Source organism: Methylotenera sp. (genome assembly GCF_013141425.1).
In the GTDB taxonomy this organism is placed as follows: domain Bacteria; phylum Pseudomonadota; class Gammaproteobacteria; order Burkholderiales; family Methylophilaceae; genus Methylotenera.
The window spans coordinates 51,382-68,001 of sequence record NZ_JABFRA010000077.1; the positions used below are offsets into that span (position 1 = coordinate 51,382).

Genomic DNA, 16,620 nt, shown 5'->3' on the forward strand with positions numbered 1-16,620 from the left:
TTGCAGTGCTGGCCTATGTGTTGAGCAAAACATGCTACTAGCGATTGATAGCGGTAATACCAGAACCAAGTGGGCCGTGTTTAATGACCAAGGCGAAATCTTGCATCATGGCGTGTGTCTTAATACGGAAATCGAGGCCATCGACTTTTTACCGCTTACTTTAGTTTACGAATGCGCAATTATTTCAAGCGTTGCTGGCGATCAACTGGCCGCAGCATTAGCTAAAAAACTGACCCATTTAGGCGTAGCGATTCATTGGCTAAAATCTACAGCTAAATGCGGCAATGTCTTAAATCGCTACTCAACACCAGAAAATTTGGGCACAGACCGCTGGGCTTCACTTATAGCGGCATGGCACATAAAACAAGCAAGCTGCGTGGTAGTGAATGCAGGCACAGCAGTGACCATAGATGCCCTAAGTGTGAATAATGGGCAAGCCGAATTTATTGGCGGCATGATATTGCCTGGCATTGATTTAATGCTAAAAAGCCTTGGGGCAGCAACGGCACAACTGCCCAACATTGCTTCAAAACAACCTACAACTGCCGGAATAAATCAACAGCATGACATTTTTGCAAAAAACACCATCGAGGCGATGCGTATTGGCGCCTTGAATGCCGCTTGCGGTGCTATCCTGCAAATGCTGGCGGCGCTTAGTGCAAAGTGTGAACACGCCCCTTATATCGTTCTCAGCGGGGGCGACGCCAAGCGTATTCATGACAACCTTTCGGATGACGTGACAAGCCGTGTGTTAATCGTAGATAATCTAGTTTTACACGGCTTGTTTTTAATCGATAAATTTACGTCTACCACTGTTAGACAAAATGGACAGCAATGAAAAAGTTGGTTTGGTTATTATTCTTGGTAAATTTGGTTTTATTAGGCTATTTCAACTTAGATATCCTTTTACCTAGCGTGCCGCATCAGGCAATGGCAGCCATCGAGCCTGAAAAAATCAGTATACTTTCAGCGCAACAAATCGCGGCCTTACCAAGAAAATCAGGCGGCACGGTAGTACAAACAAGCAATGTAGCATCCCCCACACCAACTACCGATGCGTTTGTTGGCAATCCCACCACAACCACTTCACCAAGTTTCTTAGCAAATGCCTGTTACGAATGGGGTGTATTTTCGGCGGCTAACCTCACAAACGCCCAAAGCGAGCTTGCTGGATTATCCATACAGGCCAAAGTAAAGGAACAAAATCCGCTTGAAGCGAAGCGTTTTTGGGTATTTAAAAAACCACTTAGGTCACCTGAGGCTGCTGAGGCAAAAGCCTTAGAATTAAAAGCCTTAGGTATTACAGAGCTTTACATTGTGCAAGAAGCGAAATGGAAAAATGCAATTTCTTTTGGTGTTTTTGAAGATGAGCAACTGGCCACTGGCCTGCTCAACCAATTAAGAGCAAAAGGGGTAAAAGATGTTGTTAAAGCCTTGCGGAATCAGGGTGGCGGTCATGCCAGCTTAATTTTTGGCAAATTGAGCACTACAGAATTAGTGCAAATCAAAAATTTAAAAGCAAAATTTCCCGAGGCGGATATTAAAGAAGCCAGTTGCAGTTAACTTTTGCAAGCGCAACGCACACTACCCGCGTTTATTTAGCCACTTTCAGCGCTTTTTTTAAGCTGGCTTCGCACTAAACATCGTGTCTTCCACTATAATTTGCTTATGAAAATTCTACTCTCAAACGACGATGGGTATTTCGCACCTGGTTTAAATATACTTGCGGAACACATTGCCAAAATCGCGGATATTACCGTTGTTGCGCCAGAACGTAATCGAAGTGGCGCAAGCAACTCACTTACTTTGGACCGTCCTTTAAGTGTTAAAAAGGCTGCCAATGGCTTTTTTTATGTCAACGGCACACCAACGGATTGCGTACACATTGCTTTAACTGGGTTAATGGACAACATGCCCGACATGGTCATTAGCGGCATTAACGATGGCGCGAATATGGGCGACGATACGATTTACTCGGGTACAGTTGCAGCCGCGATGGAAGGCTATCTGCTGGGCATTCCCTCTATCGCAGTATCCATGTCACAACATAATTCTACGCATTTTGAAACGGCCGCCAGAGTTGCCGTTGAATTAATACAGCACTATCAACAAGTTGGCTTCAAAGCAGCAACCTTACTAAATGTCAATGTACCAGATATCCCATACAGCGAGCTGCAAGGCCGCGTAATCACGCGACTAGGCAAACGCCACAAGGCTGAGCCGGTGATTCAACTAAAAACGCCTCGCAATGAAACTGTATACTGGGTAGGCGCTGCTGGGCAACCCAATGATGGTGGCGAGGGTACGGACTTTTATGCAGTTGCAAACAATCAAGTATCTATTTCACCAATACAAGTTGATTTGACCAACCACGCGCAACTGAGCCAAATTAAAGACTGGCTGAGCTTAAATACAAATACATTGAATCCTAATTTGGGAAGTAGCAATTAGTGGCAATCATTAGAACATCCGCCCAATCTGGCATTGGTATGACATCACAGCGCACGCGCGATCGGATGCTCACTCGCTTACGCGAACAGGGGATCAAAGATGAAGTCGTACTTTCTGCCATTGCAGCAATTCCGCGCCATATTTTTGTGGATGAGGCACTGTCTATCCGCGCGTATGAAGATGTTTCACTTCCAATCGGTTTTGGTCAAACCATTTCGCAGCCTTACATTGTGGCTAAGATGTCTGAAATTTTGCGGAATGGCAGTACGTTAAACAAAGTGCTAGAAATCGGCACGGGCTGCGGCTTCCAAACCGCGGTATTATCCAAACTGGCAAAAGAAGTTTTTTCTGTTGAGCGCATCCGCCCTTTGGTGATGAAAGCAAGGGGACATTTGCGTGAATTAAAATGCGTAAATGTAAAACTCGGTCATTCAGATGGCAGCTTGGGATTGCCTGATTTAGCGCCTTTTGATGGCATTATTGTCACAGCTGCGGCAAGCCATATACCGCAAGACTTATTAAACCAAATGGCCATTGGTGGGCGTTTAGTCATTCCCGTTGGTACCGATGAACAAATTCTTTATTTAGTAGAGCGCGTGTCGCAAAGCGAATATCGCCAAACCAAACTTGAGGCCGTTAAATTCGTCCCCTTATTAGGTGGCACCTCCTAACGATGCGCAATACCGCTTTCTTTATCCCTTTATTCTTAGCATTTTGGCTGGTCGCTTGTAGCAGCAATCCACCCGCACCTGTGATTGATCGTTTACCAAGTAGCCAAGCGAATACTCAAAAAGAATCTGTTGGCAGCAAACCCACTAACAAAGCGGGTGATTGGCGACCTGACACCTATACTGTCAAAAAAGGTGATACCTTATACAGCATTGGCCTTGAGCATGGTTACTATTACAAAGAAATCGCGCTTGCTAACAATATTGTTGCACCGTACACCATCCATGTCGGGCAAACACTCAAATTTACCGCTTTAAAAGAAAAACCACTCGCGGCAGAAACTAAACCAATTCAATCCACTGGTGATGAGGTCGTCATTTCACCTGTCGATGCTGGCGGCACATCGACTAGCGTGACAAACAACATTCCGGAGCAAACTCCACCTAAAGTTTTAGCAATTTCCGAACCCAAAGCCCTGCGTGAACCTTATAGTGAAGAAGCACTTAAGAAGCCACTTCCTCAACCTAAACTATTGATTGAGAAGCCGACGACGGCAATTGTGAACAAACCAGCGGTTGTCATTAGTACTAATGCCGGCAGTAAGTCCGCGACTGAGAATAAACCACAAGTTAAAGTCGAGCCTAAATCGAGCGTAGATAATGCTGAAGACATCAATTGGGCATGGCCGACCAAAGGCAAAGTTATTGCTAATTTCAATGATGCTGGCAATAAAGGGATTGATATTGCAGGCACCAGCGGGCAAGCGATTACTGCGGCGGCGGCTGGCAAAGTCATTTACAGCGGCTCAGATCTACGTGGCTATGGTAAATTGGTGATTATTAAGCATAATGCCAACTACTTATCCGTTTATGCGCACAATAGTTTAATTTTGGCCAAAGAGGGCCAGCAAATTAGTAGCGGCCAAAAAATTGCCGAAATGGGCAACACAGATAGCAATGCGGTAAAATTACACTTTGAGATTCGCCGTCAGGGTAAATCGGTAGATCCAAGCAAATATTTACCACCAAATTAAACACTGCACACCTGCAATAAATGAGGATTCCGATATGGCTAAAGCTAAACCGAACAACAAGGTAGACCCCAATAAATATCTGAAAAATAAGGATATTGAGCCAGAAGGAAAACTAGGCGTTGCCGCTGCAGTGGGTCGCATGGGGCTTATGCTGGTTGGCATTGTTGGCATCGCCACAGAATTTTTTCGTGATGATGGCTGGCTTAAAGCCGCGTTAGGAAAATTATTCGAATCAACGTCCAGTATGATGCTGATTCCGGTCATTATCTTTGTGCTTTGGTTACTCAACCGCTGGATGAGTTCTGAAAGTAAATCTGAGACTAAAAAAAGTGGCGATATTCCGATGTATGCCATGATGGCTGTGGGAGCTTATTATTTGTTCAAACTCATCACTACCGGATCGCTCTAACGCTTAAGTTTTAATCACACAAAAAAGCGGCTCTAGGCCGCTTTTCTAATTTTCACTTCACTGCAAAAATATCAATTCGCTTTTTTTGCTTGCTCTTGGTAATACGCACGAACTGGGGACATATCAAAATCACGCGCCCATTTAATAATCTCATCAAAAGCTGGTGCGCCAATTTCGCCCACTTGCGCGTGTATACCAGCTTGCTCACGTATCACTAAAATCCCAGGGATTTGATTTACTTCGAAATATTCGCCGATGCTTGGGTCAGTTTCTGTATTCACCATGCCGAAAACAATGTCTGGGTTGGCAGCAGCAGCCGCTTCAAACGTAGGCGTAAAAGCGACGCATGGATCACACCAAGGCGCCCAGAAATCCACAATGACAAAATTATTTTTTTCGATAATCTCTTTGAAATTCGCTTTTGTAAGTGCAACAACGGCCATAACTGAATCCTAAATTTAACAGGTTAACTTGCTATTTAATAACGAGTGATAGTTTAACAGAGGCCGCTCGTTTAGTTAAGCTAACCAGTGCTTAGTAATTGAGGCTCTAAAACTGATTAGAGTAAGCAATATCAACTATAAAATTGCCCCACCCCAACTGGCAGAAAAAAACAAATCAATCAAGGGCCGGCGTGTGCGAGGGGCAATTTCACGTGTCAGCACCTCCCCCTCTATATTTGCAATATCTGCCGCATAACCAATGCTTACCATCGCCATGGGCGAAAATTGGCTTGGAATATTAAATTTCTCGCGGGCTAAATCGGCATTAAAGCCTCCCATTTGATGTGCCATTAATCCCAAACTCGTCGCCTGCAAACATAAATTTTCGGCAGCCGCGCCTGTGTCATATTGCGCCCAACGATTAGGCTGCTGATTGTGATTGAACAAGCTATCAGCACACACCAGCAACAACAAAGGCGCCTCTTTCACCCATGTTTGATTACTCGGAGCCAGACAATCAAACGCCTGCTGCCAAGCGTTGGCATCCGTGTTTTTATTCCAAACGATAAAGCGCCACGGCTGATCTCCAAAGCACGATGGCGCCCAGCGAGCGGCTTCTAGCAGAGCAATAATCTGCACAGGTGAAACCCCTTTATTAGCCTCATAAGCACGACCACTCCAGCGATTGGCAATGGTTTCATCTATAGCAACTTGGGTAATCGCAGGCTTTTGCATTAGGGTTCTTTCGATAATTTAAGCGTTTAAAAAGGGATAATCGGTATAGCCTTTTTCAGCCCCGCCATAAAAACTACTCGAATCTGCTTCATTCAACGGCGCATCTAGTTTAAACCGTTCGACTAAATCAGGGTTAGCAATAAAGGGCACACCATAGGCAATGGCATCGGCGTGGCCACTGGCAATGGCCGCGTTACCACGATCTTTGTCATAAGCCAGATTTGCTACATAAGCATGTTGGTAATGCTTACGCAGTGCCACAAAATCAAATGGATCGGCCTTTCCACCGCCATGAATACCCCCCTCTACCACATGCAAATAAGCGAGCTTAAATTGATTAAGTGCATCGGCTACATAATTAAACAATGCTTGCGGGTTGCTATCGTGCATATCATTAAAAGGGTTAACTGGTGAAATTCTAATACCGACTTTATCAGCACCGGCTGTATTTACTACAGCCTGTGTCACCTCTAATAACAAACGCGCACGATTTTCAAAGCTGCCGCCATAATTATCGGTACGCTTATTGCTACCATCACGTAGAAATTGATCAAGTAAATAACCGTTTGCTGCATGTATTTCCACGCCGTCAAAACCGGCTGTAAGTGCGCTCTTTGTGGCATGCACGTAATCCGCCACTAGACTAGGTAACTCGCTGATATCTAATGCACGCGGCGTTACATAATCTTGCAAACCTTGATAAGTAAACGCTTGTCCAGCTGGTTTAATGGCAGAGGGTGCAACTGGCAACGCCCCATTGGGTAACAAACTTGGATGTGAAATTCGGCCAACATGCCACAATTGCAATACAATTTTGCCGCCTTTCGCATGCACCGCATCGGTCACATTCTTCCAGCCAGCCACTTGAGCATCGGTATAAATACCCGGTAAAGCTGGGTAACCATGCGCCATCGCCGAAATCGGGGTCGCTTCTGAAATAATCAAACCAGCTGAGGCACGTTGTGCGTAATAACTAGCGTTGAGTGCCTGCGGAACGCCACCTTCACCCGCTCGATTTCGTGTAAGGGGTGCCATAACGATTCTATTTTTGAGGCTAATTGCCCCTAGTTTGACTGGACTAAATAAATCGAGTGCCATGTTTTGACCTTTACTTTTAATTATTAGTAGATTGCGTGATGTAATTTTCATTAAGCTTCGCTTTTAAACGCTTGCTTAATTTATAGGTAACTAATTTTTACTTGTAGAACGTATAACGGAGTTTATTTTACTTTGCTGCTTTTTCAGGAACTAATTTCACACCCTCGATTAACAGCGTAACTTCGATATCATCGCCCACAGGCGAGCCTGCCTTTGCGGCCCAGGTGTACCCGTAGTCGGAAGCCTTAATTAAGGTGTGCGCTTCTACCCCGGTACGATAACCACCCCAAGGATCTGAACCAAAGCCCAACAATTTAAATGGAAAGGATATTTCTTTCGTAACACCATGCAAGGTGAAATTGCCAGTTAACACCCCTTCTGTAGCATTTTTAGCTACGACCTTTGTACTAGTGAAGGTAATTTCACTAAACTTAGCCGCATCTAAATAGTCCGCTTTCTTAATATGTTCATCACGTTTTGCATGACTGCTATTCACGCTTAACACATTGATTTTAGCTTCTACAGACGAATTGGCTAGATCATCCTGATCGATAATGAGCTTGCCGCTTACATCACTGAACGTACCCGAAGCTTTGGCAGCAACATGTCGAATAGTCCAATTAGCAAAACTATGGGCATTATCGATTTTATATGTTTCAGGACTCGCGAAAGCTAGGCTTGATAACATCAGACTTGCGACTAGACTTGCTATTTTAGTGTAAGGTTTTTTCATTAGCATCCTCTCTCAATTAAAAATTACTAAAATCAAGCTATTAAGTAATAGTAACTGAGATGGACAACGGTTTAAACCAGTACGTTCATTATTATTGCCAAATTGTATTATTGTTGAAAGATATCAACAGTGCCTTCTAATGGCAGATCAAACAACAGCAGTTCAGCATTTTGAATACCGAGTAGATTTAAAGATTTTGCGCCATCCACCATCAATGCATCACCTGCAACCAAACGCTGCCCGTTGACCTCCGCCTCGCCAGATGCCACTTGTAAGTAGGCACTGCGGTCTGTCAATAAAGTGTAATTCAAGGCATTGCCATCACTTAACACCGTTGCAAACAGTGAAACATCTTGATGAATTTGCAGGGAATTTTCGCGTCCATCGTGCGAAACAACTAAGCACCAGCGGTCCTGCTTTTGCGCTAGTGTGAAATGATTTTCGCTATAACTAGGTTCTAATAATTTGCGCTCAGGGAAAATCCAAATTTGCAATAAATGCACTTTTTCTGTACTGGAGGCATTAAATTCACTGTGTACAACCCCACTGCCCGCAGTCATGCACTGCACGTCACCCGCTTTAATCACAGAGGTATTACCTAGACTGTCTTCATGGCGCAATTCACCCTGTAACATATAGGTAATAATCTCCATATTCTTATGTGGATGCATACCAAAACCTTGTGTAGGCGCTATCACGTCATCATTTATTACCCGTAAAACTGAGTAACTCATATAAGCTGGATCATAATAACCAGTAAAAGAAAATGTGTGGTAGCTCTCAAGCCAACCATGATTGACATAACCTCGTTCTACGGACTTTCTTAATTTCATATTATTGCGAGTTGGCTTCACAATTTTAATCCCTTAAAATTTCTTTTCTTAAAATTTTATTTGTCGTTCAGTTTATTTAATCCAATACTGATTTGACTGAAATTTCGCAACTACAGTTGACTAAACTAGCATTTAGAGTCCAAAAATACTCCAAAAATAGGGATATTCTCCCTTGCTTGTAGTACTATATGTGAGATGCAAATTGGCTAATAGTGCTCATTTTTGCACATAGTGTTCAAAAAAATTGATTAAGAATTAGCTATTCAACTAATAGATTCAACTATTATAATAAGCGACATGACAATTAAAATTTCTTTGGAATCATTAGAGGTGCTAGACGCCATTGCCAGCAAAGGAAGTTTTGCTGCAGCGGCGGAGTCTTTATTCCGCGTTCCCTCCGCCATCACGTATACCGTGCGCAAGCTGGAACAAGATTTAGGCGTTGCATTATTCAACCGCAGCGGCCACCGTGCCGAGCTAACCGAAGCTGGTGCTGAGTTGCTCCGCGAAGGGCGCTATTTATTAAATGCCGCCCATGAGCTTGAATCTCACGTAAAACTAATTGCCAGTGGCGTTGAAACTGAGCTAACCATTGCGATTAGTGAATTATTCTCCTTGGACGCGCTTTATAAAGTTATTGATGAGTTTTACGCGCAAAGTTTTGGCACCCGCTTAAAGGTTATCCGCGAAGTATATGCTGGCAGTTGGGATGCTTTAATTTCTGGGCGTGCAGCCATTTCGATCGGCGCACCAGATGAAGGCCCTCAGGGCGGTAGCTATTCAACCAAACCGATTGGCACACTTGAATTTCAATACGCTATAGCGGCTAATCACCCTTTGGCTAGTCTCAAAGAGCCACTCCAAAATAGTGACATCAAGCAGTATCGAGCAATTGCAGCGACTGATAGCTCACGCAATAGCGAACCCAAGAACTCTGGCATACTCACGGGTCAAGAGGTACTTGCAGTACCGGACATGCTTGCTAAATTACAAGCACAAATTGCAGGTTTGGGCGTTGGATACCTACCTAAAAATATTGCAGAAAAACATGCAGCCACTGGCGAGTTGGTCATCAAAACGGTGGCTCAGCCAAAAGCTAAAATTACTAGTTACCTTGCCTGGCATAATAAAGGTGGAAAAGCGCAACAATGGCTAATCGAGCGATTAAAACAACTTACTCTCGATGACTTATTAATGTAATCGGGCCTAGTTAATGTAATAAAAACTAGGTCAAGTAATCAAGTCTGTTCAAATTAATCAATTCTAGCAATTTCGCTTTCCCTCCCTGAATTCCCAGAACAGCCATAAATGGTTGTTCTGGCATCACACAATTTCCCTATACCCAAATGATTTCTACTGCTGGCGTGAAGCTTGCACAGCACATTTAAATTAACTCAGTTTAACCTTAATGCGTGCGCACTAGTCTATCCTTTGCAAAAACAGCCAACGGTCTAAATTTTATCTGTATCATCTTAATTTCATTTTAAAAATATACAAGAACATGAAAAATATTACAGATGAAATTATTGCCAAAGCCAATGAAATTATTTTAGGCAAAGAATTACAGATAAAACTCGCACTGGCCTGCCTTTTAGCAAAAGGCCATTTACTGATAGAAGATTTACCTGGCATGGGAAAAACCACGCTAGCGCACACGCTGGCACAGGTGCTGGGGCTACAATTTCAACGCGTACAATTCACAAGCGACCTTCTGCCCGCCGATGTACTGGGTGTTTCTGTTTATGACAGAAACACCGCAAATTTTAAATTTCATCCCGGCCCAGTGTTTACCAACGTTTTACTGGCTGATGAAATTAATCGCGCCACACCCAAAACGCAAAGTGCCTTACTCGAAGTAATGGAAGAAGCACAAGTCACCATTGATGCGTCCACTTACGCGCTCCCTCAGCCATTTTTTGTAATTGCCACACAAAATCCAAGCTCTCAAATCGGAACTTTTGCGCTGCCAGAATCGCAGTTAGATCGCTTTTTAATGCGGATTACTCTAAATTACCCAGATACGGCTTCCGAACGAAAACTACTACAAAGCAATGGCGGACGCGACCAGCTTAAAAAAATTAGTGCGGCTATAGACCACAAACAATTACAAAGCTTACAAACTGCAAGTCAGGAAATATATGTTTCAGACAGCCTGCTTGATTACCTGCAAGGAATATTGCAGTACTCGCGGCAATCTTCACACTTTAACGCTGGGCTATCGCCCCGTGCTGGCTTAGGCTTAAAGCAAAGCGCACAGGCATGGGCTATGTTAGCAGGCCGCGACCATGTGATTCCCGAAGACGTACAAGCCATATTGCCCAGTGTGGCAGGGCATAGACTGGTGAGTAATAGCACCTTTAGCAGTAACTCCGAGCATATTGCTCAGTTACTAAAAGCTGTTGCCGTATAAAGTTTGCGATTGATTTTAGCTCCTGAATTATTAAGTGCACCATGGCAAATAGCTTAAATTTACCCAGCGATTTCAAACTCAGCTCGCCTAAAACCTGGTTTCGGGCCGCCACTGCAGTTAACTCCACGGTGTTATTAGGTCGCAAGCATCTTTACATACTGCCCACACGCTTTGGCTGGCTCTATAGCTTATTACTTGTTGGATTATTAGTCGGCTCCATTAACTACTCGCTCAGCCTCGGTTTTGCCATGACATTTCTACTAGCAGGCTTGGGGACAATTAGCATGTTGCATACTTGGCGAAATTTAGCCTACTTAAAAATCACTTTTCGACGTGCAAAACCAGTATTTGCTGGGGAAATAGCGCAATTTGAACTAGTTGTTGCCAATGAAAACAATTTTGCGCGCTATAACATATTTGCGTCATTTACTGGCGGCGAATCGGATGTGCAAGACATTGCTGCACTTGGAGAAAATTCGTTTAAATTATCGTTAATCAGCCAAAAACGCGGCTGGTTATCGGCGCCAAGAGTCAGGTTTAGTACGGAATTCCCAGTATCACTTTTCCACGTTTGGGCCTATGCTGAAACCAAGAGTCAGTGCCTAATTTACCCGAACCCAGGCTTACCAAGCCAACGACTGCCCAGTGCAGATGCAGACGGTGCATCAGGTCAATTATCCAGCTCACAAGGCGACGAGGACTTTGCTGGGCATCGCCATTACCAATTTGGCGACTCCCCAAAACGTGTTGATTGGAAAGCCTCTTCACGCGAGCAAGGTTTATTAGTCAAACAATTTCAAGGGGAAGCAACTTCAACCTTATGGCTGGATTTTAACGCCACTACTGGCAGTAATCTTGAACAACGCATTAGCCAACTGACGCGCTGGGTTCTAGAAGCCGATAAGCAAGCGCTGAAGTATGGCTTACGCTTGCCTCAGCAAAGCATTCAGCCAAGCACGGGCCGCAACCATTATCATCAGTGCCTAACGGCGCTGGCAATTATGTGATGACTTCTCAGCTCAAACTACAGCCCAATCAATTCACCATTCATTGGTTACTGATATCGCTTGGTATCACCTTTACGCTTTTTCTATTTCATTTAAGTAATTGGGTGCCCGCCAGCTTTGCTGTGTTTGCTCTTTGGCGTTATTTAATTGCAAAAAATAATTGGCCCTACCCTAAGTTATGGTTGCGTTTGCCACTTACCTTTGCTGGTGGAATAACGGTTTTAGTCACCTACGGTTCACTCTTTGGGCGCGATGCCAGTGTGGCTTTGCTGGCGGTGATGATCGCAATGAAGCTTTTAGAAACCAGAACAAAACGTGACTTTATCGTCATGGTGCTATTAAGTTATTTTTTTACTGTAAACATCCTCCTTTTCACACAAGCCATTTGGGTGTGTCTGGCGATATTATTTGCATTATTTGGGCTCACTGCTTGTTTAATCAGTGCAAGCCGCCAAAGCGCCTCATCAAAACACCCAGCAACCTGGAGGGTTGAAGCTAAATTGGCAGGAAAATTATTGATGCAAGCTACCCCCATCATGCTGGTATTGTTTGTACTGTTTCCGCGTATTCCCGGCCCAATTTGGGGAATTCCACAAGACGCCTACAGAGGGATGTCTGGCTTATCTGACAGTATGGAGCCCGGAAGCATTAATCAACTCAGCTTATCCAGCAAAGTGGCGTTTCGTGCAGAGTTTAAATCGACTATTCCAGCAAATAACCAATTATACTGGCGCGGGCCAGTACTCTGGCATCAAGAAGGCCGTCGCTGGACCATGACCAGCGATAAAATCAATCTTCCTACAGAATCCTTAGAAACATTTGGTGAGACTAGCAACTACATCATCACCCTAGAACCACACAACCGCAATTGGCTGTTAATGCTGGATCTACAAGATACAAATCCACCCGATACTCTTCCAGAAGACGCCACAATAAAGCACGATCGGCAGGTCGTTTCCAAACAGCCTGTTCGCACCCGTATACGCTACGAAGGCCGCGCCTATTTGCAATACAAACTCGCCAGTAAATTAGGTGACCATGAACGCAGCCTCGCTTTACAACTGATTGAGGATGAGAATCCTAAAACGCGTCAATTAGCGAATACTTGGGTAAACCAGCAAAAGTCTCACGTAGAAATTATTCAGGCCGCTTTAATAATGTTTAGGGATCAGCCCTTTATCTACACTTTGGCGCCGCCGCTATTAGGCAATCAGCCAGTGGATGATTTTTTATTTAACACCAAACGCGGCTTTTGCGAGCATTATGCCAGTAGTTTCGTTTACCTAATGCGCGCTGCAGGCGTTCCAGCCCGTATCGTTACTGGTTATCAAGGAGGCGAACTCAATCCGAGTGGCAATTATTTAATCATTCGCCAATCCGACGCCCATGCTTGGGCAGAAGTCTGGCTACAAGACCAAGGCTGGGTGCGTGTAGACCCCACGTCAGCTGTTGCGCCTAGCCGCATAGAATCTGGTATTAGCACTGCACTTTCGGATTCTGATTTATTGCCACTGTTATCGCGGCAAGATTACCCTATGCTAAAAAAACTCTATCTCAATTGGGATGCGGTAAATAATGGCTGGAATCAATGGGTATTAGGTTACGACCAACAAAAACAATTAGCGCTACTTAAATCGCTACTGCATCGAGACATCGCATGGGCCGACATCGGCCTCATCTTAATGGCGGTGATTATCGTGCTTATGCTACTAATCAGCTATATTTTATTACGCAATACAGTTGTTATCACTGACCCAGTAAAGAAAGCTTACCTAAAATTTCTAAAAAAACTTTCGCATGTAGGTGTTAACAAATTTCAGCATGAAGGCGTTATTGATTTTGGCAAACGTGCCGCGCAACAACTACCCAAGCATTCAAGCGAAATCGAAGTCATTTCGGCTTTATACTCTTCAATTCAGTATGCGAAACCTACAACAACGAAAACCAAAGAAAACCGTATTGATAATCATGCGGCCTTGCAGTTACTGAAACAATTAATCAAGAAATTAACATTAACATGAATACGCACTCTAGTAATCTCGCCAATGACAATCAGTCCACTGACGAAGCTTATATGCAAGAAGCCCTGCGGCAAGCCGAACTTGCCGCACATGCAGGTGAAGTGCCGGTCGGCGCAATTGTCGTAAAAGATGGAAAAATTATTGGGCGTGGTAGCAACGCCCCAATTAGCAAGCACGATCCCAGCGCCCATGCTGAAATCATCGCCATGCGGCAAGCCGCGCATAATATTAGAAATTACCGCTTAGTCGATTGCACCTTGTACGTAACCTTAGAACCCTGTGCCATGTGTAGTGGCGCTATTTTGCATGCCAGAATTACAAGGTTGGTCTATGGCGCTAACGATCCAAAAACGGGTGCTTGTGGCAGCACAATCAATTTAATGGCAGAGCCTAAGCTAAATCACCATACCAACGTTACGGGTGGCGTACTCTCTGAAACCTGCGGAGAAGTGCTGTCAGATTTTTTTAAACAGCGCAGAAAAAATAAAGCGAATTCCAGCCAATAAAAAAACCCGCCTAAGCGGGTTCTTGTAAAATGACTATGAATCGTTCATGGATTAATCATTACTACCCATTAAAGACATTAACAAGCTCAGCAAGTGAGTAAACATATTGTGCAAACTGATGTAAATACTCATTGTTGCCAGAATGTAGTTAGTTTGACCACCACGCACTACTTGGTTGATTTCGTAAAGAATAAATCCGGCCATTAGCAAAACCACCACCGATGAAATCGTTAATGACAATGCTGGAATCTGGAAGAAGAAGTTAGCTAAAATCGCCAAAATCACTAATACGATACCAATGGTTAAAAACTTACCTAAATAGCTAAAGTCGTGTTTTGTGTTTGAGCCAATTGCAGCAAGCGTCAGAAACGAAATCGCCGTTCCCCCTGCAGCCAAGCCAATGAGCTGCGCGCCATTACTTAAATGCAAAGCATGTTGCAAAATTGGGCCTAACAACAAACCCATAATAAAAGTAAAGCCGAATAGCAACCAAACACCAGCGGCATTATTGGCGTTTTTAGCAATCAGCCAAGTCATACCGTAAACAGCAGCAAAAATACCAAAAAACATCAGTATCGGACTTGTTGCCATCATCCAGGCAAAATTCAAATTAATACCAACCATGGCACCAATCACCGTTGGAATCATGGTTAAGCCTAAAAGTGCGTAAGTATTACGCAATACCTTGTTTTGTGTAGATAAAGCCGTACTTTCACGACCTAATACTTGAATATCATCTGACATTTTTAATTCCTCTTAAAAAATTTGCCTGAAGGCAATGTAACTAAGATAACGGCTAAGCCAATAAGTTTCAAGTAGTAAATTGTAACAGCAATATATTTTCTTCAATGACTTAGTTCAAATTGGTAGGTAAGACTCTTGCCAAAATTAGCCCTAGATACTTGGTGACCCTCAAACACAATTTGATGTTTTTTTCTATCATAACGCATTGCCTTGCCAGTATAAGGATTTGGATATGCGTCAAGTAATGAAGTTATTTGTGACTCAGCATTTTCATCCTTCAGATATTGTCGGCTCATTGCAATTTGCAAAGCAAGCAACTGAATTTGGCCTTCCAAATCATATTGCCGCTCAACATAATTACTATATTCAGGTGTAGCCACCGACACCAATATTTTACCTATTGGATTTTTCAGATAATACGGTGCATAGCCAAAACCTAAAAGTGCTTGCTGCTGTTTGTGTATCTCACGTTTCCCTTCAAGCTGATTCTGCGGACCTGCTTGAAGTAAGTCCAAGTTCACTTGCCACCAATCGTAAAATAAATTCACGGTCGCATTCTGCTTAAAAATCACATACGCTATAAATTTATTAAACCAATTTGATTTTTTGGTCACTTGAAATTTGAGTTGATACATCACTTGTAGCGTCATATTGCGCTCATGCTGAAAGGGCTTTGCAAAACTAAATTCAAATGATGAAATCGTGCTGGTAATCGGTAGCAACTGCGCATTAAAATCTACCGCAATTGCTGGATATTGCGTGATTAGCTCACTTAAAATGCGCATATCTTTTTGCACCATTGCCACGGCAATCATCCTAGCCACTAGGCTATTAGCGTTCATCATCAGCTTACGTGAAAACGTCGCATTTTCAACAAATTCTGCAACGCCCGCATCCATATTGCCGCTTGTAATTAATCTAACAGCCTTCATTCGCGCCAACTCTGAAGCTGCGGTTAAATTGGAGTATTTTGGAATATATCCAGAAATCATCGGCGGCATTGCCTCTGTATAATGTTTACTCTGCTTAATAGTGTTAAATCGAGCTTCGAGCGGTCGCTGGGAAGCATAAAACAAAGCAACTTCTTGGGTGGTTAAAGTGCGATAAAAATCCACACAGCTTTGTTTCTTCTCATAATCACAGTAAAAAATTTTCCACTTTGCATCAGCTAAGTCAATGGGGGAATTTATTTTATCTGCTGACGGCTCCGATGAAATAGTTGGCTCAACATGCGTCTTAAGCAAGGTGCGATAACGTCCAAGTTCTTCTTGATAACGTCGAGTGCCAACTTGCAACGCATCCTCATTGATTGGAGCGTCTAGCCCCAATAAAATTACAAAGCCGTTATCGACAAGCATATTTGCAGGGCTTTGCCAGTTAAGAGCTGCTTGAGCTTCAGGCCTTAAGTCTTCATCAAATGCGTTAATTAGAACCAAACTTACAAATAATGCTAATGAGATGAAAAATATCCATCTAATATATACCCACAATAACGCAGAAAACTTCACTTAATTTCCCATCTAAATAC

General features: G+C 43.4%; 18 protein-coding genes. 11 read left to right on the forward strand and 7 right to left on the reverse strand.

The window, feature by feature from the left end; genetic code table 11:
- Positions 1 to 31 precede the first annotated feature (31 nt).
- The 6 genes from HOO90_RS06830 to HOO90_RS06855 all read left to right on the forward strand — a co-directional run bounded on the left by HOO90_RS06830 (position 32) and on the right by HOO90_RS06855 (position 4,562).
- Positions 32 to 838, forward strand: a complete 807-nt coding sequence (locus tag HOO90_RS06830; RefSeq protein WP_292841262.1) for a type III pantothenate kinase — start codon at positions 32 to 34, stop codon at positions 836 to 838.
- A complete protein-coding gene (locus HOO90_RS06835; protein WP_292841265.1) occupies positions 835 to 1,563 on the forward strand; it encodes a sporulation protein in 729 nt (242 codons plus the stop codon). The genes HOO90_RS06830 and HOO90_RS06835 overlap by 4 nt, the downstream gene beginning before the upstream one ends.
- 105 nt (positions 1,564 to 1,668) lie before the next feature.
- On the forward strand, positions 1,669 to 2,451 hold the full coding sequence (gene surE, locus HOO90_RS06840; RefSeq protein ID WP_292841268.1) for a 5'/3'-nucleotidase SurE: 783 nt from the start codon (positions 1,669 to 1,671) through the stop codon (positions 2,449 to 2,451).
- 38 nt (positions 2,452 to 2,489) lie between these two features.
- The gene (locus HOO90_RS06845; RefSeq protein ID WP_292841354.1) at positions 2,490 to 3,122 is read left to right on the forward strand and encodes a protein-L-isoaspartate(D-aspartate) O-methyltransferase; all 633 of its coding nucleotides are present in this window, start codon (positions 2,490 to 2,492) and stop codon (positions 3,120 to 3,122) included.
- Positions 3,123 to 3,124: 2 nt separating this feature from the next.
- Positions 3,125 to 4,153: a peptidoglycan DD-metalloendopeptidase family protein gene (locus HOO90_RS06850; protein WP_292841271.1), complete on the forward strand. Its 1,029-nt coding sequence runs from the start codon at positions 3,125 to 3,127 to the stop codon at positions 4,151 to 4,153.
- Between the two features lie 34 nt (positions 4,154 to 4,187).
- The gene (locus tag HOO90_RS06855) at positions 4,188 to 4,562 is read left to right on the forward strand and encodes a hypothetical protein (RefSeq protein WP_292841274.1); all 375 of its coding nucleotides are present in this window, start codon (positions 4,188 to 4,190) and stop codon (positions 4,560 to 4,562) included.
- 71 nt (positions 4,563 to 4,633) lie between these two features.
- On the opposite strand, the gene HOO90_RS06860 is transcribed toward HOO90_RS06855, so the two are convergent.
- The 5 genes from HOO90_RS06860 to HOO90_RS06880 form a co-directional block, all read right to left on the reverse strand.
- A complete protein-coding gene (locus tag HOO90_RS06860) occupies positions 4,634 to 5,005 on the reverse strand; it encodes a thioredoxin family protein (protein ID WP_292841277.1) in 372 nt (123 codons plus the stop codon).
- 135 nt (positions 5,006 to 5,140) lie between these two features.
- Positions 5,141 to 5,740 carry a nitroreductase family protein gene (locus HOO90_RS06865; protein WP_292841280.1) on the reverse strand — a complete coding sequence of 200 codons (600 nt, stop codon included), beginning with the start codon at positions 5,738 to 5,740 and terminating at the stop codon, positions 5,141 to 5,143.
- Positions 5,741 to 5,758: 18 nt separating this feature from the next.
- The gene (locus HOO90_RS06870) at positions 5,759 to 6,838 is read right to left on the reverse strand and encodes an alkene reductase (protein WP_292841283.1); all 1,080 of its coding nucleotides are present in this window, start codon (positions 6,836 to 6,838) and stop codon (positions 5,759 to 5,761) included.
- Between the two features lie 127 nt (positions 6,839 to 6,965).
- Complete coding sequence (locus HOO90_RS06875; protein WP_292841286.1) at positions 6,966 to 7,571, reverse strand: YceI family protein; 606 nt, start codon at positions 7,569 to 7,571, stop codon at positions 6,966 to 6,968.
- A 107-nt stretch (positions 7,572 to 7,678) separates the two neighbouring features.
- Positions 7,679 to 8,404 (reverse strand): pirin family protein, encoded by a 726-nt coding sequence (locus HOO90_RS06880; protein ID WP_292841357.1) that lies wholly within the window; start codon positions 8,402 to 8,404, stop codon positions 7,679 to 7,681.
- 297 nt (positions 8,405 to 8,701) lie between these two features.
- Here HOO90_RS06880 and HOO90_RS06885 point away from each other — a divergent pair, with 297 nt between their 5' ends.
- The 5 genes from HOO90_RS06885 (at position 8,702) to tadA (ending at position 14,348) form a co-directional block, all read left to right on the forward strand.
- On the forward strand, positions 8,702 to 9,604 hold the full coding sequence (locus HOO90_RS06885) for a LysR substrate-binding domain-containing protein (RefSeq protein WP_292841289.1): 903 nt from the start codon (positions 8,702 to 8,704) through the stop codon (positions 9,602 to 9,604).
- A 301-nt stretch (positions 9,605 to 9,905) separates the two neighbouring features.
- Positions 9,906 to 10,814 carry an AAA family ATPase gene (locus HOO90_RS06890; protein WP_292841292.1) on the forward strand — a complete coding sequence of 303 codons (909 nt, stop codon included), beginning with the start codon at positions 9,906 to 9,908 and terminating at the stop codon, positions 10,812 to 10,814.
- 41 nt (positions 10,815 to 10,855) lie between these two features.
- Positions 10,856 to 11,821, forward strand: a complete 966-nt coding sequence (locus HOO90_RS06895; protein ID WP_292841294.1) for a DUF58 domain-containing protein — start codon at positions 10,856 to 10,858, stop codon at positions 11,819 to 11,821.
- Entirely contained in the window at positions 11,821 to 13,842 is a 2,022-nt protein-coding gene (locus tag HOO90_RS06900; protein WP_292841296.1) for a DUF3488 and transglutaminase-like domain-containing protein, read from the forward strand. Before HOO90_RS06895 ends, HOO90_RS06900 begins: the two co-directional genes overlap by 1 nt.
- Positions 13,839 to 14,348, forward strand: a complete 510-nt coding sequence (tadA, locus tag HOO90_RS06905; protein WP_292841298.1) for a tRNA adenosine(34) deaminase TadA — start codon at positions 13,839 to 13,841, stop codon at positions 14,346 to 14,348. The genes HOO90_RS06900 and tadA overlap by 4 nt, the downstream gene beginning before the upstream one ends.
- 51 nt (positions 14,349 to 14,399) lie before the next feature.
- On the opposite strand, the gene HOO90_RS06910 is transcribed toward tadA, so the two are convergent.
- Together HOO90_RS06910 and HOO90_RS06915 are read right to left on the reverse strand one after the other, a co-directional pair.
- The gene (locus tag HOO90_RS06910) at positions 14,400 to 15,092 is read right to left on the reverse strand and encodes a Bax inhibitor-1 family protein (protein WP_292841300.1); all 693 of its coding nucleotides are present in this window, start codon (positions 15,090 to 15,092) and stop codon (positions 14,400 to 14,402) included.
- A 101-nt stretch (positions 15,093 to 15,193) separates the two neighbouring features.
- Positions 15,194 to 16,600, reverse strand: a complete 1,407-nt coding sequence (locus tag HOO90_RS06915) for a hypothetical protein (RefSeq protein ID WP_292841303.1) — start codon at positions 16,598 to 16,600, stop codon at positions 15,194 to 15,196.
- Between the last annotated feature and the right edge of the window lie 20 nt (positions 16,601 to 16,620).